The following is a 23,574-nucleotide window of genomic DNA, read 5'->3' as shown; positions in this document are numbered from 1 at the left end:
AAAAATCGTTGAAAGGAACACTATGACAAAAATTATAGGAAAAGAATATACAGAATTTTTAGAGCAGTTGAAAGGTTATATTGCTACTAATCGTTACAAAGCAGCACTTGCGGTTAATAGTAAGCTTATTTTGCTTTATCATTATACTGGTACAGAAATCTTAAAACGGCAAAAAGAATATGGCTGGGGAGCGAAAGTTATTGAACAACTAAGTAAAGATTTGCGAGATGCTTTTCCTGATATGAAGGGGTTTAGCATTCAAAATCTAAAGTATATGAGAAGGTTTGCGGAAGAATATAGCGAAAACGAAATTCGTCAACAAGCTGTTGACCAATTACCTTGGGGTCACAATATCGTAATAATGTACGAAATTAAAAACAAAGAAGAAAGATTTTGGTATGCTAAAAAGTCGCGTGAACACGGCTGGTCTCGCAATATCTTGTCGATGCAAATTGAAACAAATTTGTATAAACGTGAAGGTAAAGCAATAACAAACTTTAGGAATAAGCTTACATCGCCTCAATCAGATTTAGCACAGCAAACGCTTAAAAATCCTTACGTATTTGATTTTTTGAGTCTTGGTAAAAAAGCGCATGAAAGGGAAGTAGAAAAAGCTCTTGTAGCTCACATAGAACGTTTCCTTTTAGAACTTGGTGAAGGGTTTGCATTTTTAGGAAGGCAGTACCATTTACAGGTTGAAGATAGAGATTTCTATTTGGATTTGCTCTTTTACCACGTTAAGCTTCGTTGCTATATTGTAATTGAACTAAAAGCAGGGAAATTCAAGCCAGAATACACTGGAAAGATGAATTTTTACCTTTCAGCAGTTGATGATTTATTAAGACAGCCAGGTGATAATCAATCTATTGGTCTTATCCTCTATCGCTCTAAAGTTGGTGTTGTAGCCGAGTATGCATTACGTGACATGAACAAGCCAATAGGGTTAGCAGAGTATCAAATCACTGAAAATCTACCAGAAGAGGTAAAAACAGCTCTGCCAACAATAGAAGAATTAGAAGCTGAATTATCAAAAGTTTCAGACAAGGAAAAGTAATGCTACTAAAATCATTCAAACAATTATTCCGTAAACCAAAAATCAAGAGCTCAGCGTGGGATGCATCAGGTTCAGGAAGAAGATTATTGCACTTTCAACCAGAGTCAGGAAGTATAAACAATTTGCTGTCTCAAAGCCTTGAGCACCTGCGTAGTCGTTCACGTGATATGGTAAGAAAGAACTCCTATGCAGCAAACATCATCGATACGATAGTAAGTAACTCTGTTGGAACAGGAATAAAACCGCAGTCAAAAGCCAAAGATGCAGAGTTTCGGAAAAAAGTCCAAGAATTATGGCTGAGATGGACAGATGAAGCAGACAGTAGCGGAATGAGTGATTTTTACGGGTTGCAGGCATTGGTCTGTAGGAGCATGATAGAAGGAGGGGAATGTTTTGTACGGCTGAGAACGAGAAAACGAGAAGATGGTCTTTGTGTGCCGTTGCAATTACAAGTACTTGAGTCGGAGCATTTAGACAATAAGAGCAATCAAACCCTTGCAAATGGTAATGTAATTAGAAACGGGATTGAGTTCAATAGACTTGGGCAGAGAGAAGCGTATTACCTTTTTCGAGAGCACCCTGGTGAAGGCTCATTTGGAGAATCAGTTAGAGTGCCAGCAAATGATGTTTTACATATTTACAGACCACTAAGACCTGGGCAGATTCGGGGAGTACCATGGCTTTCTACAGTACTGTTAAAGCTCTATGAACTTGATCAATACGATGATGCAGAATTAGTACGAAAAAAGACTGCTGCAATGTTTGCAGGGTTTATTACGAGACTCGATCCAGAAGCAAACATCATGGGAGAAGGAGAGAGTAATGAACATGGAGTAGCGCTGTCAGGTTTAGAACCTGGGACTATGCAATTACTTGATCCCGGAGAAGATATCAAGTTCTCGGAACCATCAGATGTTGGAGGAAGTTATGAAGCATTCATGAAACAGCAGCTCAGAGCAATAGCAGTAGGTATGGGGATAACGTATGAGCAGCTAACAGGGGATTTAACGGGTGTCAATTATTCATCAATCCGAGCAGGGTTAATAGAGTTTCGGCGGAGGTGCGGAATGTTACAGCATAACATAATGGTATTTCAATTTTGCCGTCCGGTATGGGATAGGTGGTTAGAGTTAGCAATACTATCTGGAGAATTGGACATAGGTGAAAAAAAAGGGGGAAAAGAAGAAGTAAAATGGATAGCACAAGGATTTGATTGGGTAGATCCACTGAAAGACCAGCAAGCACAGCAAATGGCAGTAAGGAATGGGTTTAAGAGCAGGTCAGAAGTGGTTTCGGAACTTGGTTATGATGTAGAAGAAGTCGACCAAGAAATTGCTGAAGATCAAAGACGTGCAAGTGAACTGGGATTAAGTTTTGATTCTGATGTACAAAGTAGTTTTGCGGAAATGACATGAAACAACAAGCAATGTGGCTGAACAGACCGGTAATGATGGAGCAAAGAAGTTTTGATCTATTGTCATTACATGCAGGAAAGCATCCCACGTTTAAAAACATAAAACATGCAGTAAGAAATAATAAAAAGGGAATAGCAGTCATACCAATACATGGAATCTTGACAAAGAATTCAGAAGCTTTTGATGATGTGTTGGGGATGACATCATATGAGAAGATACGTGAAGAGATAGAAGAAGCTTTAATAGATAAAGAAGTAGAAACAATAATTTTGGATATAGATAGCCCTGGAGGAGAAGTAAACGGTATATTCGACCTTGCTGATTTTATCTACAGTGCCAGGGAAAGTGGAAAAAAGAGGATAATAGCGATAGCAAATGATGATGCATATTCTGCAGCGTATGCAATAGCGTCAAGTGCTGAAAAGGTATATATAAGCCGGACTTCAGGTATAGGAAGCATAGGAGTAATAGCAAGCCATATAGACCAAAGTGAGTTTGATGAAAAACAAGGAATAAAATATACGACAGTATTTGCAGGAAGTCGAAAAAACGATTTAAATCCGCATGAGCCAATAACATCAGAAAGTTTGGAAAGCTTGCAAGGAGAAGTAGACCGCCTATATGAGATGTTTGTCCAGCTCATAGCACGAAACAGAAATTTGTCCACGGAAAGAATCAAATCAACAGAAGCAGGGCTATATTTTGGTGAGAGAGCAATAGAGATAGGACTTGCTGATGGAATTACAACGTTTTCAGAATTTATAGATAATTATAGGAGAAATATGACTAAAACTGAGATAAAAGAACAAGCAATAGATATTGAGCAAGGAAGATGTTTAGGGTACGAAAGCTGCCGCAAGGAAGTATTAGAGGTAATAAGATTATGTAATTTGTCAAAGATGCCAGAGAAGATAGGAGAATTTATCGAGCAGGATGTAAACGCAAAACAAGCCCAAGAGATATTAATGTCGATACTGGCGGAGAGAACGAAGAAGACAGAGATTTTGAGTACAATACCGCAAAGCACACCGGAAGACTTGATGATGCAGGTAGCGAAAAGTCGAGCAAAATCAGGCATTTGACGGTCTTAACCGCAGTATATAATGCTAACATACGCCGCGGTAAAATAAAGTTTTATAACCGCCGTATATAGCGCTAACATACGCGGCGGTAAAACAATTAAGGAGAAAAATTTATGAGTTGTATAACTGAACAAAATAACCTTGGTGACCTATTAAAGTATGAGGCATCAAATCTATATTCAAGAGATCAAATAACGGTAGTAAAGGGGCAAAACCTTAAACTTGGTACAGTTGTTGGTTGTGATACTAAAGACGGTCTAATTAAGTCCTTAAATCCAACAGCTACAGACGGCACGCAAACAGCGATAGGTGTAATAACAAGTGATGTAAGCGCAAAAGAAAATACCAAAGCAGTAATCATTACACGTATAGCAATGTTAGCAGATCATGCAGTTGTATGGCCAGCAAATATCACTGAGGAGCAAAAAGCTGCAGCAATAAAGCAACTTGAAGCACGTGGCATCATCATTCGCAAAGGTGTCTAAACTTTAACTCAACTCAACTTAAATTAATAGGGAAAAAAGGGGAAAAACATGCAAAATCCATTTACAAATCCAGCATTTAGTATGACAGCATTAACAAATGCAATGAACATATTGCCGATAAATTATGGTCGAACAGAAAATTTAAATTTATTTCCAAGTAGATCGGTAAGATTTCGACATATTACAATAGAAGAACACCACGGAGTTTTAACTTTATTACCAACACAAGTGCCAGGAGCACCAGCAACAGTGGGAAAACGTGGAAAACGGAAAATAAGAACTTTTACCATTCCACATATTCCGCATGATGATGTAGTGTTACCAGAGGAAGTACAGGGAATAAGGGCATTTGGGTCAGAGAATGAGCTGAAAGCATTGGCAGATGTAATAACGGATCATTTGCAGATGATGAGAAACAAACATGCAATAACGTTAGAACATTTGCGAATGGGGGCGTTGAAGGGAATCATTCTTGATGCAGATGGGTCAGAGTTATTAAACCTTTACAACGAATTTGAAATTACGCCAAAAGTAGTAAATTTTGCACTTGGAACAGCAACCACCGATGTAAAGCGTAAGTGTCTGGAAGTATTGCGTCATGTTGAGGATAACTTAAGTGGTGAATATATGACCGGAATTCATGCGCTGGTAAGTCCAGAGTTTTTCGATGCATTAACTTCGCATGCCAAAGTAAAAGAAGCATACGAGAGATAGCAAGAAGGGGCAGCGCTGAGGAATGACATGAGATCAGGATTTACGTTCTGTGGAATAACATTTGAGGAGTATAGAGGACAAGCAACCGACCCTGAAGGAAATGTAAGAAGATTTATTGAAGGAAATACCGGACACTGTTTTCCACTTGGTACAGCGAGCACATTTACTACTTACTTTGCCCCAGCAGACTTTAATGAGACGGTGAATACGCTTGGTCAGCCATTATATGCAAAACAAGAGCCAAGAAGATTTGATAGAGGGACTGACCTTCATACCCAATCCAACCCTTTGCCGATGTGTCACCGTCCTGCCGTTTTGGTAAAAATTACCGTGTAAATTTGTGAAAGTATTGTAGCCTTAGTAGTATATTTTTATTTATATGTAAAATATGACAGAACTATTAGGAAAAATAATTCCAATATTAATTGCCACGTCTGCTATTGAATTATATAAACAAGCCTTGAATGCAAAAATATTGGAAATTCACTTTGATGAAAACAATAAGAATATAGTAATGCATGCAGCAATACAGATAGGTGATTCATTAATATATATTGATGATGTACAAAGTAATTCTATCGCTGGTGGGAATGTTTTACAAACTGCTAAGCTATGTGTCTACGTTGAAAATGCTGAAGAGTCGTTTGATAAAGCAATAAATAAAGGGATGAAAGTAGAAATGCCATTAGGTGATATGCCTTGGAGTTACAGATTTGGTGTAGTAAAGGATGAATACGGTATTCAGTGGTGTTTCTCCAGTCCATTGAAAAAGTAGCAGAAGGTGAAAAACATATCAAAATTATTTAAAGATTGCTTCGAACATCTAGGACAACAAGCGTTGTATGAGTCAAAGGATAAGTCATACCTGGTGCAGATATTAAAGCAACAGCCAGATAAATTATACGAGATTGGTGAAGGACAATTTGTAGGAGAAATTTTGACTTTAGAAGTAAGTGTGTTTGATGTATTAAAGCCAATGGTAGGAGATACTTTTTCCATAGGTAGTTGTAGATACAGAGTACACTCACCGCCACTTAGGGATAATTCAGGAATGGTATGGAAAATACATGCAGTGGGGGTGTAGATGCGTATTAACGTTGAAGTTACCGGTAGTATTGAAAAGGTAATACAAAGTATAGATGCTGAAAGGAAAAAAGTGGAAAAAGCGACGATGAGGGCATTAAACAAAACAGCGTAGTGGGTAAGTTCACAAACGGTTAAACGAGTTAGTGAGGAAAGGAAAATACCACAAAAAGTCATTAGAAGAAAGCTAAGAGTGCGTAAAGCAAATAAGGTAAGTTTAAAGTCAGTAATAACCCTAGATCGTTCCCAGTGGGTAGGAGTAGCAAAACTAGGAAGTATAAAGCAGACGGCAATAGGAGCAAAAGTAGGGAGCCGTATGTTTGAAGGAGCATTCAAAGCAACGATGAAAAATGGTCATATAGGAATATTCAGAAGAAGGTACGTTACATCTTTGCCAATAGATGAAATTAAAAAAAACAGCCATGCTTGGAAAACAATCAAAGAGATAGTTGACAATAATGCAGAATTGGTATTTGAAATGTGTTTTCTGCAACAACTGAGGCAAATGAAATGATATTTTGGAACAATTTACATGAGGCAATTTGCACAACGCTAAAAGAAGAAATCCCAGCAATACAAACGTGCGAAGTGTATCCAGTAATACGAACAACGATAACGGCCCCAGCAGTATTTGTAGAGCTTGCAAGTTTAGAACCAGGAAAAGATCCGGGAACAGAGGAGTTAGCCCTGAGAGCAAGATTTGAGGCAAGAGTGATAGTTGATAGCACAATAGAGAATGCTTCTTTAGTTGTGAGATCATTAGCGGCAGAAATTGCAAGAGTAGTAAATAAAAACACTTGGGGCATAGAAAATATTTCACCAGGAGAGTTCTTATCAGCGGAAGTAGATGAGTTTAGACCAGAATTAGATGCGTATCTTGTGTGGTTAATAGAATGGGTTCATGAGGTGCATGTAGGCAAATCTATATGGTCAGCCGGTATTATGCCACATACTATCGAAATAGGAAACGTGCATGTTGGACCATAATTTTGCTATTGCAGAGCTAAATAGAAGGCTAGCGAACATTATTCGTATAGGTCTAGTAAAAGAGATAGATTATAAAAAAGCAAGAGTAAGGATAAAAGTAGGAGAATTTTTAACCGATTGGCTTCCGTGGATAACGGCAAGAGCAGGAGAAGATAGAAGTTGGTTTTTGCCGAATATTGATGAGCAAGTAATAGTATTATCGCCATTTGGAGAATTGTCTTTGGGAGTGGTGTTACCGGCAATATATCAGGAGAAATATCCGCCTCCAGAGAATAAAAAGGAAATAAGTAGTGTAAAATTTCAAGATGGGACAAAGTTATTGTACGATAAAGATAAACATCATTTAGAGATAGATGTAGTAGATAAAATAACGTTGAAAGTAGGAGAATCAAGCATAGAGATGACAAAAAAAGGAATAAAACTCAAAGGAAAAAGAATAGATTTAAACTAAAATATGGGTAAAGCAATCGTTTGTATAGGGGATTATTGCAGTGGAATACCGGCACATGTTTGTATGAGTGGAAGCAGCGATGTTTTTGAGAAAGGAAGATCTGTGTGTCGAAAAGGTGATATTGTAACTCTGGGAGAGACGATAACACAAGGATCAAACAGCGTATTTGTGAATGGTATTGGGGTAACGAGAACAGGAGACTTGGTATCGTGTGGTTTCCATGTGATGGGTGATAGCAAAAATGTATTTGCAGGGTAAAAAAGATGCGTGGTATGAGTGCTACTAGTGGGAAGGAATAGAACATTTAAAACAATCAATTACTGATATTTTAACCACTCCCATTGGATCACGTATTATGAGAAGAGAGTATGGTTCTCGATTATTTGACTATGCATGTTGATACTCCTATAAAAAATTTATATTGTTGAATTTGCCATTTTTAAAATCCATCAGAATTTTAATAGTTTCTGGTTTATCCTCAAATAAGTATTTGCCCTTGGCTTTACTATCATCTTTTCGTATTTTAATTTGACCACTATTGATTTTATGGTAAAGCCAATTCCTAGAAACTTTGAGGATCTTTGCAACTTGTGTAACAGTAAGGTAGCCAGGTGCAAGGAGACGTGGTTGATGTCTTTTTCGAAAAATATCATTTTTTAATCGAATACTTTCGACTGTACTTCTTAAAACAACATTTTTCTTTGGAGAGCGATATCCTTGTTTTTCTAAGTACTTGGCGATTTCTATATCTGATTTACCCTCCTTACTTAACTTTATTATAAGCTGTTCCATTTCTGTTGCTGTGGTTAATTCATAAAAGGATTTTACTGGAATAGGGACATGAAAAGTAGTAGTTTCTCCACCATGCCATACAATACGTATTTGTAAGCAATCGCGTTTGATCCGGTGTGCTACTACCTTATCAATTATGCAACGAAGAAAGGATTTTTGCTGCTGACTTGACAGAACTGACTTATGCCAAATTTCAGGTAATTTCCTACCCACATCTAAAAATACTGTTTTCAGCTCTTCAGATAATTGAAGATTAGGTTTCTTTGGATGTTGACGTTCGAATGTAATTTCTGCTTGCTTGAGTTCGTTCAATGCTTGTTCCCAACGTTTTTCAAGTTCTGCAGCTACAAGACGATTATCAGGATCAACTTGATTAAATTGTCGTTCTGCCAACTTAGCTTGATATCTCAGACGTTCTAATTGTTGCAAATGTACTTTATTAAGGGCTTGTTCAGATTGTGACTGTGAATCAATAGCATTAGTATAAGCATCTAGTTCAATTTGACTAAGTGCTGCAAAAAATTTAGAAACCACTGCACAATCGATAATATCAGTTAGTAAACGCTGACATACAGGTTCATGATACTTTCGTTGCAGGTAATTACACATATAATAGTTTCTTTCTTTATATCGCATTGTCATTTTGTATCCACATTCTCCACAATAGATTATTCCCTGCAATAATGCTTCTCCTGATCTAGCTATGCCACGCGTGCTATTGTATTCATACTTTGCATAATTGTCTTTTAGTGTCATCTGAATTTTTATAAAGCTTTCCCAATCTATATAAGCTGGATATTTATCTTTTATTAAAATTTTCCATTCTTCCATTGGCATGCTTTTTGTTGTTTTTTCAGCAGAGGATATTTTATGACTTCTAGTACGACCATAAACAAATGCTCCAGCATAAGCTGGATTTTTAAGTATCGAGAGAATTTTTCCACGTGTCGGTTTTTTCCATTGCAACTCTTTAAACTTATCATACCTAGGAATAGTAAGTTGATGGTCATTAAAATGCTTTAGAACTTTTGATGCTGCTCGTTTCTCTAGAAAAGTTTCAAAAATAAGCTTAATACGATGCTGAACTTCAAGATTATGATCCTTATGTACTGAACCATCGGTATGACGAATAAGACCAACTGGAAGAGATAAGGCTAAATCACCTCGTGCTGCTTTATTCAATAATCCAGCATTTAGTCTAGCTCTTATAGTAGATAACTCCATTTCAGCAAGTTGCCCTTTTAGACCCAGTAATAATCGACCATTAATGGTACCAGGATCATAGATACCATCACGATCAGCTATTAAACACTGTTTATAGCCACATATATCTAGTAACGGATACCAGTCAGAACAATTGCGTGATAAACGGGTTACATCATAGGAAAGTATGATCCCTACCTTCGCTAAAGTGACTTTAGTAACAAGTTCTTTAAATCCTTCACGCTTTTCAGCACTAGCACCAGTTATACCAAGATCAGTGTCAATTATAATAATACTATCAGCTTTCCAGCCAAGATCAATTGCCTTTTGTTTCAGCGCATACTGCAACTCTAGACTTTCTTGATTGCTTAATATTTGATGATGTGTTGATTGTCTGATGTAAATTATCGCTTCGCGTGCTAAATGTTGTGCTGTGATTAGCTCTGATGTACTCATGGATAACCTCTTTGGATACTAATAATATATTTTCTAAAACTTCTGACTTAAAACGTTGTGGCATTTTCTGCCACACTTGACATGATTTACATGGCATAATTTATACTCCTTTGCTAGAGAAACAAACTCGTATAATGAAGTCCATGTTAACTTGCTGGTGAGAAAATCTTGCTTACTAGCTAAGTTAGTAGAAAAAAATGGAATATGTAGAGTGATGTCATCACGATAAATAACAGATACATTACCACCTTTGTAGGCTGTTGAACTGAAAGATGATACGGGAAAAGTTCTGCCAAATAGTGGATGTGTTGGATCTGTAACTGTAATTTCTTTGGCTACTTGATTGTTGAAGGGGGTATTAAGGTGACTGATCGTTGAATTAGTAGATAAGCCAGTAAATCGTGATTTTACGCTGGAAATTTACGCAGCAACAGCGGAAGCACTGGAAAAATGGGAAAAGAGATTTAAGTTAGAAAAAGTAAAAATAACAGAAGTGAAAGAAGGAAAGGTCAATATTTCATTAGATGGTATTTATCTACCAAATGGGAAAAATATTCATTTTGAAGGAATTGTAGTATAAAGATGGAGCAGCCTGAACCATTGAACTTCGAAGAAATTTTGTCTCGGATGAAGGAAGAATTAGTGAGTCGAGACGCAGGTTTTACAGCATTGGTAGAAAGTGATCCAGCGATAAAGATTTTAGAGGTAGCAGCATGGAGAGAACTTTTGCTGAGAGAAAGAATAAACGAAGCGGTAAAAAGTAATTTACTTAAGTTTGCGACGGGAAATGATCTTGATAATTTAGCTGAGTTTTATGGAGTGGAAAGGGAGAACGGGGAAAAGGATGAACAATTTAGAAAAAGGATCAAGGCAAAAATAATAGGATGGAGCACAGGAGGAAATTATCGGTATTATGCATTATCAGCAGATACAAGAGTTAAAGATGCATTAGTAGAATCGCCTGTACCAGGAAAAGTACAAGTTTCAATCTTATCAACAGAATTATCCACAACTGGCATACCCCAAGAAGAATTACTAGAAATTGTCAAAAATCAGCTAAACAGGGAGGATGTGAGGATTTTAACAGATACAATTGAAGTGGTAAGTTGCAATATTATAGAAATAGTTATCCACAGTAAAATTAGCATTAAAAGACCAGACATTATTGAAACGGTGAAGAAGAAATTTATAGAAAAATTTGAAACAACGAAAAGATTAGGATGGAAAGTCACGAAATCATGGATTATAGCCAACCTGTTTGTAGAAGGGGTAGAAAACGTAGAATTAATCGAGCCAAAAGAGGACGTTGTGGTACTGGGGAATGAGTGCGCTTTCTTAAAAAGTTTAAATGTTGAGTTAAATTAATGCTAAATGCAACAAAGCAAGAAAAAGCGCTGGTTGATGCAATCGATTACAAAGTAGATCCTGGTTGTATCAGAGGGTTTAAATTTAGCCCAGGGGAAAAAGTATTACCGTGGTTGGTTGAAGAATATGGCCTAGAAGAAATTCTATCATGGGTGAAGGATAAGAAGAAATCGATTAAAGAAGGAGTAAAATTTCAAAGACTAAAAGGAACACCGGCGTCACTGAAAATAGCATTAAAGTGGGCAAATATAGAAGATATTACAATTATCGAGGAACCACCTGGAAAACATTTCTTTGAGTTGCAGATAGGAATAAAAGATGTAGCAAATGACTTCTTCGTAGATGCAGTAGTAGAACTAGCAAAGCTATCATTACCTGCAAGATCGAGACTAATGAGGATTTTTAACGACCACTATAATATTGGAAGATTTATTTTAGATGAAAGTTTTTTTGGAAATTTGTTATCGGATTACTCAGGTGTAAAAATAGAAGAAGATGGACCAGTGTTATCATTTGGAAGAGTAAATTTTTTCAGGTCTAGTGGTCCAGTTGTGAGGATTGTAGAAAACTATCTACGCGATCATTATGAACAAGTTTTTAGCAATGATATATATCGCCTAGATGTAGCAATCCTTGGAGAAACCGAGCCTCACACAAAGAATTACAACGGTATTTATGAAAGAAATCATGTGTGGTATAACTTCAAAGCGCTATATCCGCTACCACAGAGCTTATTACCTGAGATTAAGTTTGCTAAAGCGCAGATAGTATTATCAGATAGCTGGAACTTAGGAGAAATAAACGCGTGTTTTCCGGTTACGAGTGTAGAAGAATGTGGAGAAAAGTTCTATTTGAATGACCACAAACTATCTGAAGAACTGTGGAATTTAAAATACAAGCCAATTTTAGAAAGATTTTTTGCCGTTCACCACTATCAAGTAAAGAATTTCTCTACCCCCAAAATAATAAGATTTGGTATAGCAGAACACTATGTTTATTATGAAAGCGATTTAGATTTAAAACAAAAGGACGCAATACACGAGTTAGAAAGGTACATTTTAGTGTTTTACCCAGGTGTACTAACGTGGCACGAACATCGACATTTGAACAGGTCCTGGGAAGAAAAACAAGTAATATGTTTAATGCATTAAGTATATATATTTATATCTTCATATACTATATTAGTATTTAGTTAAAAAAGGTGTACTACGCGAAAAAAGACTTGCCTTTTTATACTAAAACAGAAATAACTAGAATAGTAGTGGGTAAACATAAGAAGTTTGCTTTACGCTAGAATGAGCCAAATTGGCCATTTTATGTATGTTTTTATAGTGGGGTATAAAATGAAGAAGTTAATAAAGTTCAGTAAGGAAAGCAGGGATGCTTTTTATAAGCAACTAAAAAAGTTATCAGATAACTTATTTAAAGAGATTGATGAAAAAAATGAAAGTGGTGAAACAATATTGCACCGAGCAGTAGAGATGTCCAACCAAAAAATAGTAAGATTATTGGTAGAAAGAGGAGCAGATCTTAACGCAAAAAATAATAGAGGAGAAACAGCATTGCACCTAGCTGCACTAGTACGAAGTAGAGAAAATGTGAAAGTACTAATAGAAAGCGGGGCAGATATAAATGCAACATCTAACAATAAATCAGTGCCACTACACTTGGCGTGTCTAACAGGAGGAAAAGGAGCAGTAGAAGAGCTGGTAAAAGCCGGAGCAGATGTTAATGCAAGAGATAGATATGGCAATAGTCCGCTGTACTATGCACAAAGGCATACAAAGATAGTAAGTTTCCTGGAAAAAAATGCTGCTGAAATAAAGAATACACCAGAGATATGCGATGAAGTAGTGGAGTCGGTTGGAGAAATGGTAGATGTATGGAGTAGAAAATTTTTACCGAAGTTAAAAGGGAAGGTAGTAAGTTTAGAAGAAATAAGAAAAAGAGATAAGTCGCTAATAATAGAAGATTTTAACAAAGTAATAAGCAGGGTGGTGGGCAAGATGAACACTATGATTAAAGAACTTGATGAAAGGTAAGGCAGGTCTGCTTTTGTTTAATAGGTTAAGTATATAGATTTATATTTTAATATAATATTCGAAAAAAATGTGTATATTTTGTAAAAAAAAACTTGCTTTTGATGGTAAAACAGGCATAGCTAGAATAGTGGTAGGTAAACAAAAAAAATTTACCAAGCACTAAAATTTTGTGGTTTTTATAGTGGGGTAACTAAAATGTTCAATTTAAATAAAAGACTGGAAAAATTAAAGGAGAATTCATTTAGAAAAATAGATGAGAGAGGAGAAGATGGCAACACTGTGTTGCATTTAGCAGCATACCTTTCTGATGAAAAAGTAATAAAGTTACTAATAGAAAAAGGAGCAGAAATAAATATAGAAAATAATAACGGAGACAGACCATTACACCTAGCAGCATTCTATGGAAAGGTAGAAAATGTAAAAGTACTGATAGAAGGAGGAGCAAATGTAAATGCTATAGACGATGGAGGATATACGGCATTACATAGTGCGAGCTTAATGAGTTGTGAAAAGACAGTAAGGGAGTTAATAAAAGCGGGGTCAAATGTTAATACTGGGAACTACATAGGAAGAACGCCATTGCATAGTGCGGTATTTATGAGGGAAATAGGGAACGTGAGAGCGATATTAGAAGCGGGAGGTAATGTAAATGCGAGAGATCATAAAGGATATACACCAATAGATCTGGCATATATGGCAAAGACTAAGGAGATAATAAGAGAGTTAGTGGCGAAGCAGAAGGTTATGGAAGAAAAGTGAGAAAAGGAAGGAAAGAGAGAAAACCGTTGAGGGAAAAGGGACAATTATTTGGAAGAGAGCTTAATAGATGAAAGATAGCGCTATGTGTTTCCAAAATTGTGCATAAAAGTAAAACAAAACACAGTTGCGTCTTTTTCGCAAGAGTAATGGATTTATGGAAAAAGGGAGTAGTAAGGCTCCTGAACTATGAAAACATTTACAGGAGAAACTATGAGAAAAAGAACGTTAACTGTGATCTGTCGATATGAGCCTGATGAGTTAGCAGATAAACGCTTATCGGATGTATACGGGCAACTGATAGAGAGATCAATAAAGAGAAAAAAAGAAAATAGAGAGAAAGAAATAAATGAAAGTAGTGAGTTTATATGCGAGAGTATCATCAGAAAAGCAAGCACAGAAGGGAACAATAGAGAGTCAAATAGCGGAGTTGGAGCGTAGAATTAGTGAAGATGAGCACAAGCTACTAAATGAGTATAGATTCATAGACAATGGGTATAGTGGATCAGATTTAGAGCGTCCCGGTTTAGATAGGTTACGCGATAAAGTAGGAAAAGGAGAAATTGATAAAATTTATATTCATTCACCAGATAGGTTATCACGAAAAACTGTATATCAAATGATCTTGCTCGAAGAATTTGAAAAAGCAGGAGTAGAGGTAATCTTTTTAAACTATAAAACGGATAAAAGTCCGGAGTCAAACTTACTATTGCAAATGCAGGGAGCAGTAGCGGAGTATGAACGAGCGAAGATGATGGAACGGTATCGGCGGGGAAAACTCCATGCGGCAAGAAGAGGCAGTGTCAGTGTAATAGGCAAAGCATCTTATGGTTATCGATACATAAAGAAGGGCACAACAGGTGAAGAAGGGAAACTTGAAATTAATGAAGAGGAAGCAAAAGTAGTGAGAGAATTGTTCATGTGGGTAGGGAAAGAAAGAATAAGAACTATAGAGGTAATATGTAGACTAAAAGAAAGGTCAATAAGGACACAAACAGGAGAAGAGAGGTGGAACAGAAGCACCATCAGTCAGATATTAAAAAATCCTGTATACAAAGGGCAAGCAGTGTATGGCAGGACTAAGGCAGGCCAAGTAAAACCAGAAATAAGGCCACAACGGAATGCTGGTAGGCAGAAAAGTTGTTCTAGGTACTCCCAAGATAAAGAGAATTGGATTTATATTGCAGTACCAAGAATAGTTGATGAAGAATTGTTTAATACAGTACAAGAGCAACTGGCTGAAAATAGAGAAAGAGTGAAAAGACAGAAAAGGAAAGTAGCGTACCTGCTACAAGGTTTAACTGTGTGTCAACGCTGTAGATATGCTTATTGCGGTGCATCTACTATAAATAGGAGGGGAACCTACTATCATTCTTATTATTGTTGTATTGCTCCAAGTTATAAGGAAGCATGCGGCAACAGACCGGTGCAAGCAGATGCATTAGAAACAACTATATGGAAAAAAGTAAAAGGTATATTGAAGAAACCAGAAAGGTTGATAAATGAATATCAACGGCACCTGCTAGGAAGTAAAGAGTTGCTATTGGAGGAAGGTCTTGAGAGGGAAGAAAGCAAATTAAAACGAGGTATTTCTGGGCTGATTGATAGTTATGCAAGTGGGTATATAAATCAAGAGGAATTCGAGTTAAGAATCAAAGGAATGAAACAGCGATTAAAAGAAAAGGAAGAGGAAAAGAAAAGGATAAAAGATAAGAAAGAGGTACAGGAAGAGTTGACTAATATAATAGGTAACATAAAGGAGTTTTATTCTGGGATAAAATTAGAGCTAGATCAATTGGATTGGTTAGATAAACGTAGTGTAATAAGGAAGTTAATTGAGAGAATAGAGATTAACGTTGATAATATAACTATAGTATTTCGAATAAAAGAATTTGTTACCAAAAATAAACAAAATCAAGATATACAAGCTATCAGAGAAAGAATTGCACGACCAGAAAGCGAGTAAGGTGCAGCAATTTATGATAGAAATAGGCGAGGTCAATAAAAAAGAATTGATATAGTAGACGGGGAAAACAAAAGGTGAATTTGTAGGAAAAATTGTAAGACAGAATGAGAGTAGGTAGTTTTGCACAGAAGAGCTACTAACTGTAAGAACAACAAACTGTAAAAAGCTGTTATGAGTTTAGTGTGAGAAGTTAAAGGAGGAAAGAAAGGTGGAAATGAAAGTAGTGAGCTTATATGCAAGAGTTTCATCGAAGAGGCAAGTACAAGAAGGAACAATAGAAAGTCAAGTAGCTGAGTTGGAGCGTAGAATTAATGAGGATAAGCAAGAGCTACTAAATGAGCAAAAATTCATAGATAATGGGTATAGTGGATCAAAATTAGAGCGACCTGGTTTAGATGAATTAAGAGATAAAGTAGCAGAAGGGAAAATTGATAAAGTGTATATTCACTCACCAGATAGGTTATCACGTAATTACGTACATCAGATGATATTGCTGGAAGAATTTCAAAAAGCAGGAGCAGAGGTGATCTTTTTAAACCATCAGGTTGGTAATAGTCCAGAATCTAATTTACTACTACAAATGCAAGGAGCAATAGCAGAGTATGAACGAGCAAAGATTATGGAGAGGAATCGCCGAGGAAGACTGCATGCGGCAAGAAAAGGCTGTATAAGTGTAATGGCTATAGCGCCTTATGGTTATCGATATATAAAGAGTGGCACAACAGGTGAAGAAAGGAGATTTGAAATTAATGAAGAAGAGGCGAGAATAGTAAAAAAACTGTTCATGTGGATAGGTGAAGAAAGAGTAAGCATTAATGAAACAATACGTAGGCTAAAAGAAAGGTCGGTAAGGACACAAAAAGGAAGAGAGATGTGGAACCGAAGCACCATCCAGCAGATATTAAAAAATCCTGCGTATAAAGGGCAAGCAGCATTTGGTAAAACAAAGTCAAATCCAGCAAAACCAAGAATAAGACCACAAAGAAATGCTGGCAGCCAGCAAAAGCGTTCTCTTACTTATCCAAGCAAAGAGAATTGGATTTACATTCCAATACCAAGGATAGTAGATGAGGCATTATTTAATGCAGTGGAAGAACAACTGGCTGAAAATAGAGAAAGAGCGAGAATACAGAAAAGGAAAGCAGCGTACCTGCTACAAGGTTTAATTGTGTGTCAACACTGTAGATATGCTTATTGCGGTGTGCGTGGTGGGAGTAAAAAAAAAGGAGGGATTAACTACTATTATCGTTGTAGCACCATATATGCTTTTAGCAGTAGTGTTAGGGGAATATGTAACAGTAAACCGGTCCATGCAGATGTATTAGAGATGGCTATATGGGAAAAAGTAAGAAGCATATTGAATGAGCCGGAAGGGATGATGAATGAATACCAACAAAGACTGGAGGGAAGGAGAGAGTCACCATTGGAGCAAGATCTTGAGAGGCAAGAAAGCAAATTAAAACGAGGCATTTCAAGGCTGATTGATAGTTATACTAACGAGTACATAAATCAAGAGGAATTTGAGTCAAGAATCACAGAAATGAAAGTACACTTAAAAGAAGTGGAAGAGGAAAAAGAAAGAATGAAAGATCAGAAAGAGACACAGCAAGAGTTTGCAATGATCATAAGCAGCATAAAGAAGTTTTCTTCCGGAATCGAGTCAGAGATTGATCAATATGATTGGTTAGAAAAGCGTAGTGTAATAAGGAAATTAGTTAAGAGGATAGAGGTTAACGTTGATGATGTCACTATAGTATTTCGAATAAAGGAATTTGTTGCTCAGAGTGGGCAAAATCAAAATGTGCAACATTGTCCTAGGGTTCCTGAAACTCAGGTTACAAATGGCCGTTGTCGGATGGATTGTTACAATGTTCGCAGAGATGTTTGGAGTTGAGTTGGCGGCTGCGGTAGAGGCATCTACAGAAAAAGAAGATAAAAAAGCAGAAAAAACATCATTAAAGGAAGAAAATAAAGAAGTTTGCGAAAACGTAGAAATCAAGTTAGACGAAAGAGAAAAACCTAAAGTGCCAGTTTTCCTTTTTGAAATTTCACCAGGATTTGTAAGGCCAGTTGTTCTGAGCAAACCAGAACTTGATCTTTTGTCAAATTCTCTGAAAGATCGAGTACCTTTTGTGCAAACACATGATAGAGGTAAGGAGGATATTGAGAATTTGCCAAAACAAGAAGTAAATAAAGAAGATAAAAAAGCGAAGCCGGAGAAAGAGGTGTGTCCACCTGCTCCAAAGACTGCAACGAATACGACGGGGACGGGGCAGGGGAGAAAAGAGGTTTATGGATGCAATAGTGATTGGAGAAAAATGATAGAGCAAGATAACAATAATACCTATCAAGCTTCAAGCCAATCTGCTCAAAGCTTTGTTTCTGACAAAAAAGCTTCGAATCAATCTGCTAAGAGTCCTGTTCCTGATCCAAGGCAACCTGACAAAGCTAGTGGAAGTACTCCAGGAAAATCTGCTTCTAACATAGAGGCTAAAAAGCAACCTGTTGAGAGACTTGATTTTACAGTTGGTTTTTGGAATGGTCCTGAGAATGAAAGTTCTGTGAATAATGCTCAACCACCAAAAGAATTGACTAATGATGTAAAAGTTGAGAAATGTGCAGAAGGTCAGTCAGTAGGAAAGACACCATAGTGGGGATAGCTAATACTTAGATGACAAAAAAGGGTGTCATTCCAGTACTGGAATCCAGGGGCATATAGATAGATGTCGACAGTTCGTCATTCCGCTACGTGTTAGCGGAATCTATGCTTGAGATACCGCGAATGAATCGCGGTATGACGTAGGGAACTTAGGGTTGCCAATGACTTGTCATTCCAGCGCGTGACGCTGGAATCTTGAAAGTTGAGTTTTATGAAAAAGAGTGAATAAAGTTTTTTTAAAAAAAATATAAAAAAATGCTTGCACTTAATTTTATTTTTAGTATATTAGTTACATAATATTTTTACTTAGGAGGCAATATGCGTGCGCCAAGCAAAGTGCGTAAAGTCCAGTTGGTGAAAATCCAACCCAGGCAAAGCCTAGCCAGCAGGCTGGAACAAACCACTATGCTGCGTAAGGTAACGAGCGTAGTAAAGCTAGTGGAATGGACAACACAGGGTACAACGAAAGTGAAGGTATTGAGTCCCGAAATTCTCGATGTCATAGAGGTCGACACGTTGCATATAGTGGAAGACAGCAAGAAGGGTAACAATAGGGCAAGTTATCACTCACTCTATCGGGATCTGAGGCCGTATCACGTGTTGAGATGGAGTTTACGTAAACTTGGGAGATCCTTTGTATTCCTATTAAGGTACGTTGGAACAAGTCAACAAAGGCGAGTACTGACGGAAGATATAAAGGAAGTCGGACTGATTGATAGTACTCAGAGTGTGGGAAAGCCACATACAAGGGGAAGCGGTCAGCAATATAGTGACTGGTTTAGGAATTGCTATGCCAATACAACGGAGGTTGGAATAACGTGCAAAGAAAACTAAATCAGATAGCAGTAAGAGCCAGGCAAGATAAACGATTGAAATTTACATCGTTAATTCATCTGATAAACGCAGAGAATCTTGCTGAATGTTATAAAGAGCTAAAGCATAACAAAGCATGCGGTATAGACCAGGTGACAGTAGAAGCTTATGGAGAAAATCTTGAAGAGAAGCTCAACACTCTGGTGGATAGTATGAAAAGAAAGCGATATCAACCGCAACCAGTGAAAAGAGTATATATACCAAAAGCTGGAAGCAAAGAGAAACGCGGGCTTGGAGTACCGTCTACAGAAGATAAGTTAGTCCAGATAATGCTGAAGAAGATATTAGAAAATATTTATGAAGCTAACTTTCTGGATAACTCATATGGTTTTCGTCCTGGTAGAAGCTGTCATCAAGCGGTAAATGCACTAAATAAAGCAGTTATGTACAGACCAACTAACTATGTAGTAGAAGTTGATATCAAGAAATTCTTTGATAATGTCCAGCACAAATGGCTAATGAGATGCTTGAGAGAACGGATAACAGACCCAAACATACTGTGGTTAGTAAAACGATTTCTTAAGGCAGGAGTAGTCGAAGCAGGACATTATGAAGCAACTGAACTAGGCACACCTCAGGGGGGAATAGTAAGTCCTATACTAGCTAATATATACTTGCATTATGTGCTGGATTTGTGGTTTGAAAAGAAATTCAAGCTAAGATCTAAAGGTTATATGGAGCTAGTTAGGTATGCAGATGATCACCTGATTTGCTGCGAAAGAGAAAAAGATGCTAGAGAACTCTTAGAGTCACTGAAACAAAGGCTAGGAAAATTTGGACTGGAAATATCTGAAGACAAAACAAGAATAGTAAAGTTTGGCAAAAAGGAGTGGCAACAAGGAATAAGGGAGAAACGAAAAACGGAAAGTTTCAACTTTCTAGGATTCACCCATTATGGTACAAGGAGTCGTAAAGGTAGAGTAATGGTAGGTCATAAAACCTCGAAAGAAAATCTATCTAGAAAACTTAAAGAAATCAAAGAATGGGTGAAAAAGATCCGAAATAAAGTTCACCTTAAAGATTGGTGGTCAATACTTAAAGCAAAACTAACAGGACACTATAACTACTTCGGAGTTAGCGGAAATTACCGGTGGTTGAATAAATTCTTCTGGCGGGTAATCAAGCTAGCGTATAAATGGATAAACCGACGTAGTCAGAAGAAGAGTATGAATTCAAAGCAATTTATACACTATCTACAAGTTAATCCATTACCAAAACCAAGAATATGCTACTCATTATATACAAAATAGGAAATGCTGTGAATACTACATTGTGGAGCCGTGTGCGGGAAAGCTGCAAGCACGGTTCTGGTGGGGGAGTCATAGCGATAAAACTTAATCAGGAGGATTTAAAACTATGACTTCTACCAAACATAGCGGTAATGATAAAAAAGGTTTTGATGCTGAAAAGTGGAAGCGTGAGAATACAGCACCAGGTGGTGGAAAATTACTTTCGGTGGAAAAAGAAAGGTTTGATGATCATCGTGATACAGCTAGGAAAATAGAAGAAAGGAAACGTCAGTCTGAGCAGCCTAGCAGTTCTATGAGCGGGTCAAGCTCTAGTGGAGTTGGTAGCGGTAACAAAAGGTAGTAATAAAGAATAGTTGTTGTAATTTAAAAATGGGGAGGTTGGTATGCCTAATAGAGAAACAGTAAGAGCATTGGTTAGTGCTTTTAATGTACATAATTATGCTCGTAATACAGTTAAAACTAATTTTACGCTGCAAAGCAGGGGCAAGGAGGACTATATTGTAGTCTCATTTGATAAGAGTATGGGTACGTATCAGTGTAGAAGATATCTGGACAGTATAAAAAGGAAGATAATACGTGAATTCTACGGCATTGAAAAAGGTAATAAAGCAGAAATATTGGATACAGCTAAGCTAATTTTTGATGTTAATTCTTTTCCGTTTGAAAACTATAAAGATGTTGAATCTTTTCCACTTAAGAACTATAAAGGAGATTGGTTCGTAGATAAACAAGGTAGTATTAAGTTTGTAACATCTGTAGATGATGGCGTAATTTTCAATCTAAAGTCTCATTTGGCTTCTTCACTTGCAAAAGATATTCGAGAAGATATGCAAATTAGCAGCACAACTGTACCATTTAATAAGGGAAAATATTTGTGTTGTTCTAAATTTGATAATAAAGAATTAAGTCAGCAATTTAAGAGTAAGTTTTTATCAAGGATGAGAGAAAGATATGAAAATGTTCCTAAGAAGCCTTTAAAGGTTAAAGACAATAGTGTATATATCAAAGATGTTTTTGATGACGCTCGTTTTATTGATAGTGTAACACGGTATAAGGCATGGCTTGTAGGTATGTATCTTGGAGTTGAAAGTAGTGCTAATTATAAAGTGAAGTTATTTAAAGATATGATAATAGAATCTATTGGTCAAGCGACAAGAGTGACAGTGGCTGGCTTTATTCGTAATTTCCCTTTAAATGAAAAAACAGCCAAAATTCTTATACCTGTTGTATTAGATAATGGAGAGCCTAGGATATTAGCAAGTGAAGAAGCTCTTAAACTAAGTTATGCATTCAATTATGCTGTATTTAATAATCTTTATAGTAAAGTTCAAGCAGAATTACCAATATGTGGAGACAGTGGAATATATGGCATAGACTTTTCTAATAAAGAAATTTCTCACTGTGTGATAACCAAAATAATAAAAAACTCTGTAATCAACAAAGACCATGAACTGTCCATTGACCCTGAGCTTCGTTTTCGAGCATTGTCACGATCACCATCGACTGAACTGTCAGGTATGAAATTGGAGTCTCCCACGTGTAGTCAGGGTGGAGTAAAGGATTCTCCCAGGCAAGGATCAGAAAAAGAAGAAGGACTGCGGTTGCTCAATTATGTAAATTCAGTTAGAACGAGTGATAGGCCATTGACAGATCTGAGTTATGCTACAACTAGTTGTGGTGTTCCAGGGATATCTAGAGATCTAAGTGCTGGTGAAGGTACGCTAACAGAGGCTAATATTCCGGATCAGAAAAGATCATCATCGATTCCTTCTTTTAGAGCATGGGATAGTTCAACATTCTTAAATTCTGAAGATTCTCTAAAAGATACGGAGAACATTTGTAATGAGGAACCTGAAAAACAGCAAGTTACTGATGAAAGTGATCGAAAAAGTAGTGATGAGTGTTCTAAAGCAAAGCCACAAGATAGTAAATCTCCGGAGAAGAAACATGGGGATGGTCTTTTGTGTAGTAATTCGTCTATAGGTAGTATGTGGTCAAAACTAAAAGGCAATGTGCTACCTTCTCTTAAGCGAAATAACAAAGGACGTGGTTCGGTGTATTCGATATCTTCAAGTGTAAGTGCTCCTGGGGGTTCTGTACCTGAAAAACTACCTGTTTCTGAATCATCTTCTTCATTCCCAGGCAGAATAAAAGCAAAAAGTAATCCACCCTCAGCGGTGACTTCTCCTACGCATGAAGGTGTACCAGAGTGGCAACAACGTCTTAATCCTGATCAGAGAGAGGAACTACGCCCATTTCTTTCTCCTGAGGAGCGAAAGAAGCTAAACTCCAACTATTTCTCCCCTGGGGAGGAGTGGCATTTATATTTGACGCGTACTCTTTCGGGGAAAAGGGAGCTAAGCAGATTTCTATGTGAGAGTGAAGAATCACAGTTACGGCGACTTGCAGAAGCACAATTATCGTCACCTGATAACTCTAGTTCTAAAAAAGTTGATAGAGATAGTGGTTTTTGTTCTATGGGTTCTCCTGCTGTGCAACATAAGGGAAGTGTCCCTTCAGAGGTTAAAGAGTGTGAGGTAGAGCCTGTATCAGAGGCTTTGAGAAAATAAATTTAGGTTTTTAGATATCCACCCAAGTGTTTTATTAGGGTTGGAGCCAAAATCCCTGACCCTGAAAGCACTGGTGTTAGTTTTTCTCATCCATTGCAGATATTGCGCGGTACTATCCACTTGATCATCATGGCGAGCTTCTGGGAACATTAAAATTTCGTACTCGAAATCGCTGAGCCATACTGCTTGCTGTGGCAAAAAAACCCTACCAGACTCTATCACCGGAACAATTTTGAGTGAGTTTGTCATTGTGTGGAATTATTTCGATAATCGGTAGATCGCTATTTGCCTTTAGCTCTTGTGTTAATTGTTGACCACTCGTTTTTGCTTCGATCAAAATTGCGTGTGGCGTCCATCTTGCAGCTATAGTA

The 23,574-nt window shown here is 37.1% G+C and carries 22 protein-coding genes and 4 pseudogenes; 24 read left to right on the top strand and 2 right to left on the bottom strand.

Features of this window, described 5'->3' with window-relative positions; all coding sequences use genetic code 11:
• Positions 1-22: 22 nt before the first annotated feature.
• The 12 genes and pseudogenes from ABWU72_RS00460 to ABWU72_RS00405 all read left to right on the top strand — a co-directional run.
• Complete coding sequence (locus ABWU72_RS00460) at positions 23-1,054, top strand: YhcG family protein (RefSeq protein WP_264374238.1); 1,032 nt, start codon at positions 23-25, stop codon at positions 1,052-1,054.
• Positions 1,054-2,469 (top strand): phage portal protein, encoded by a 1,416-nt coding sequence (locus ABWU72_RS00455; protein WP_353283772.1) that lies wholly within the window; start codon positions 1,054-1,056, stop codon positions 2,467-2,469. Before ABWU72_RS00460 ends, ABWU72_RS00455 begins: the two co-directional genes overlap by 1 nt.
• Positions 2,466-3,551 (top strand): S49 family peptidase, encoded by a 1,086-nt coding sequence (locus tag ABWU72_RS00450; RefSeq protein ID WP_353283771.1) that lies wholly within the window; start codon positions 2,466-2,468, stop codon positions 3,549-3,551. The genes ABWU72_RS00455 and ABWU72_RS00450 overlap by 4 nt, the downstream gene beginning before the upstream one ends.
• A gap of 113 nt (positions 3,552-3,664) precedes the next feature.
• Entirely contained in the window at positions 3,665-4,036 is a 372-nt protein-coding gene (locus ABWU72_RS00445) for a head decoration protein (RefSeq protein WP_353283770.1), read from the top strand.
• A 48-nt stretch (positions 4,037-4,084) separates the two neighbouring features.
• Positions 4,085-5,086, top strand: a pseudogene (locus tag ABWU72_RS00440) (major capsid protein).
• Positions 5,087-5,138: 52 nt separating this feature from the next.
• A complete protein-coding gene (locus ABWU72_RS00435) occupies positions 5,139-5,525 on the top strand; it encodes a VOC family protein (RefSeq protein WP_353283769.1) in 387 nt (128 codons plus the stop codon).
• A gap of 6 nt (positions 5,526-5,531) precedes the next feature.
• The gene (locus ABWU72_RS00430) at positions 5,532-5,834 is read left to right on the top strand and encodes a hypothetical protein (protein ID WP_353283768.1); all 303 of its coding nucleotides are present in this window, start codon (positions 5,532-5,534) and stop codon (positions 5,832-5,834) included.
• 192 nt (positions 5,835-6,026) lie between these two features.
• Positions 6,027-6,347, top strand: a complete 321-nt coding sequence (locus ABWU72_RS00425) for a hypothetical protein (protein ID WP_353283767.1) — start codon at positions 6,027-6,029, stop codon at positions 6,345-6,347.
• Entirely contained in the window at positions 6,344-6,820 is a 477-nt protein-coding gene (locus ABWU72_RS00420) for a hypothetical protein (protein WP_410530105.1), read from the top strand. Before ABWU72_RS00425 ends, ABWU72_RS00420 begins: the two co-directional genes overlap by 4 nt.
• The gene (locus ABWU72_RS00415; RefSeq protein WP_353283766.1) at positions 6,807-7,271 is read left to right on the top strand and encodes a phage baseplate assembly protein V; all 465 of its coding nucleotides are present in this window, start codon (positions 6,807-6,809) and stop codon (positions 7,269-7,271) included. The genes ABWU72_RS00420 and ABWU72_RS00415 overlap by 14 nt, the downstream gene beginning before the upstream one ends.
• Positions 7,272-7,274: 3 nt before the next feature.
• Positions 7,275-7,529: a PAAR domain-containing protein gene (locus ABWU72_RS00410; protein WP_353283765.1), complete on the top strand. Its 255-nt coding sequence runs from the start codon at positions 7,275-7,277 to the stop codon at positions 7,527-7,529.
• A 37-nt stretch (positions 7,530-7,566) separates the two neighbouring features.
• Positions 7,567-7,659 (top strand): annotated as a pseudogene (locus ABWU72_RS00405) (baseplate assembly protein W); the annotation flags it as partial.
• A 17-nt stretch (positions 7,660-7,676) separates the two neighbouring features.
• On the opposite strand, the gene ABWU72_RS00400 reads toward ABWU72_RS00405, so the two are convergent.
• Entirely contained in the window at positions 7,677-9,722 is a 2,046-nt protein-coding gene (locus tag ABWU72_RS00400) for a recombinase family protein (RefSeq protein WP_236514263.1), read from the bottom strand.
• Positions 9,723-10,092: 370 nt separating this feature from the next.
• Between ABWU72_RS00400 and ABWU72_RS00395 the strand changes: the two are divergent.
• The 12 genes and pseudogenes from ABWU72_RS00395 to ABWU72_RS00340 all read left to right on the top strand — a co-directional run.
• Positions 10,093-10,302 (top strand): annotated as a pseudogene (locus ABWU72_RS00395) (baseplate assembly protein W); the annotation flags it as partial.
• Between the two features lie 2 nt (positions 10,303-10,304).
• The gene (locus tag ABWU72_RS00390) at positions 10,305-11,087 is read left to right on the top strand and encodes a baseplate J/gp47 family protein (RefSeq protein ID WP_353283764.1); all 783 of its coding nucleotides are present in this window, start codon (positions 10,305-10,307) and stop codon (positions 11,085-11,087) included.
• Positions 11,087-12,238, top strand: a complete 1,152-nt coding sequence (locus ABWU72_RS00385) for a phage tail protein (RefSeq protein WP_353283763.1) — start codon at positions 11,087-11,089, stop codon at positions 12,236-12,238. The genes ABWU72_RS00390 and ABWU72_RS00385 overlap by 1 nt, the downstream gene beginning before the upstream one ends.
• Before the next feature lie 192 nt (positions 12,239-12,430).
• Positions 12,431-13,129 carry an ankyrin repeat domain-containing protein gene (locus ABWU72_RS00380; protein WP_353283762.1) on the top strand — a complete coding sequence of 233 codons (699 nt, stop codon included), beginning with the start codon at positions 12,431-12,433 and terminating at the stop codon, positions 13,127-13,129.
• 195 nt (positions 13,130-13,324) lie between these two features.
• Positions 13,325-13,888, top strand: a complete 564-nt coding sequence (locus ABWU72_RS00375; RefSeq protein WP_353275780.1) for an ankyrin repeat domain-containing protein — start codon at positions 13,325-13,327, stop codon at positions 13,886-13,888.
• A gap of 186 nt (positions 13,889-14,074) precedes the next feature.
• The gene (locus ABWU72_RS00370; RefSeq protein WP_353283761.1) at positions 14,075-14,326 is read left to right on the top strand and encodes a hypothetical protein; all 252 of its coding nucleotides are present in this window, start codon (positions 14,075-14,077) and stop codon (positions 14,324-14,326) included.
• Positions 14,235-15,851 carry a recombinase family protein gene (locus tag ABWU72_RS00365; RefSeq protein ID WP_353283760.1) on the top strand — a complete coding sequence of 539 codons (1,617 nt, stop codon included), beginning with the start codon at positions 14,235-14,237 and terminating at the stop codon, positions 15,849-15,851. Before ABWU72_RS00370 ends, ABWU72_RS00365 begins: the two co-directional genes overlap by 92 nt.
• 214 nt (positions 15,852-16,065) lie before the next feature.
• On the top strand, positions 16,066-17,745 hold the full coding sequence (locus ABWU72_RS00360; RefSeq protein ID WP_353283759.1) for a recombinase family protein: 1,680 nt from the start codon (positions 16,066-16,068) through the stop codon (positions 17,743-17,745).
• Positions 17,720-18,502: a hypothetical protein gene (locus tag ABWU72_RS00355; protein ID WP_353283758.1), complete on the top strand. Its 783-nt coding sequence runs from the start codon at positions 17,720-17,722 to the stop codon at positions 18,500-18,502. Before ABWU72_RS00360 ends, ABWU72_RS00355 begins: the two co-directional genes overlap by 26 nt.
• Before the next feature lie 826 nt (positions 18,503-19,328).
• A complete protein-coding gene (gene ltrA, locus ABWU72_RS00350) occupies positions 19,329-20,633 on the top strand; it encodes a group II intron reverse transcriptase/maturase (protein WP_017531706.1) in 1,305 nt (434 codons plus the stop codon).
• A 106-nt stretch (positions 20,634-20,739) separates the two neighbouring features.
• The gene (locus ABWU72_RS00345; protein ID WP_353283757.1) at positions 20,740-20,973 is read left to right on the top strand and encodes a hypothetical protein; all 234 of its coding nucleotides are present in this window, start codon (positions 20,740-20,742) and stop codon (positions 20,971-20,973) included.
• Between the two features lie 43 nt (positions 20,974-21,016).
• A complete protein-coding gene (locus ABWU72_RS00340) occupies positions 21,017-23,203 on the top strand; it encodes a hypothetical protein (protein ID WP_353283756.1) in 2,187 nt (728 codons plus the stop codon).
• Positions 23,204-23,257: 54 nt separating this feature from the next.
• Here the strand turns inward: ABWU72_RS00340 and terL are convergent.
• A pseudogene (terL, locus tag ABWU72_RS00335) lies at positions 23,258-23,573 on the bottom strand (phage terminase large subunit); the annotation flags it as partial.
• Between the last annotated feature and the right edge of the window lies 1 nt (position 23,574).

Origin of the sequence: Wolbachia endosymbiont (group A) of Lypha dubia (assembly GCF_964028575.1) — a bacterium.
Classification (GTDB): domain Bacteria; phylum Pseudomonadota; class Alphaproteobacteria; order Rickettsiales; family Anaplasmataceae; genus Wolbachia; species Wolbachia pipientis.
The sequence above is the reverse complement of the archived record's forward strand: the minus strand, read 5'-3'. Positions and strand labels throughout refer to the sequence as shown.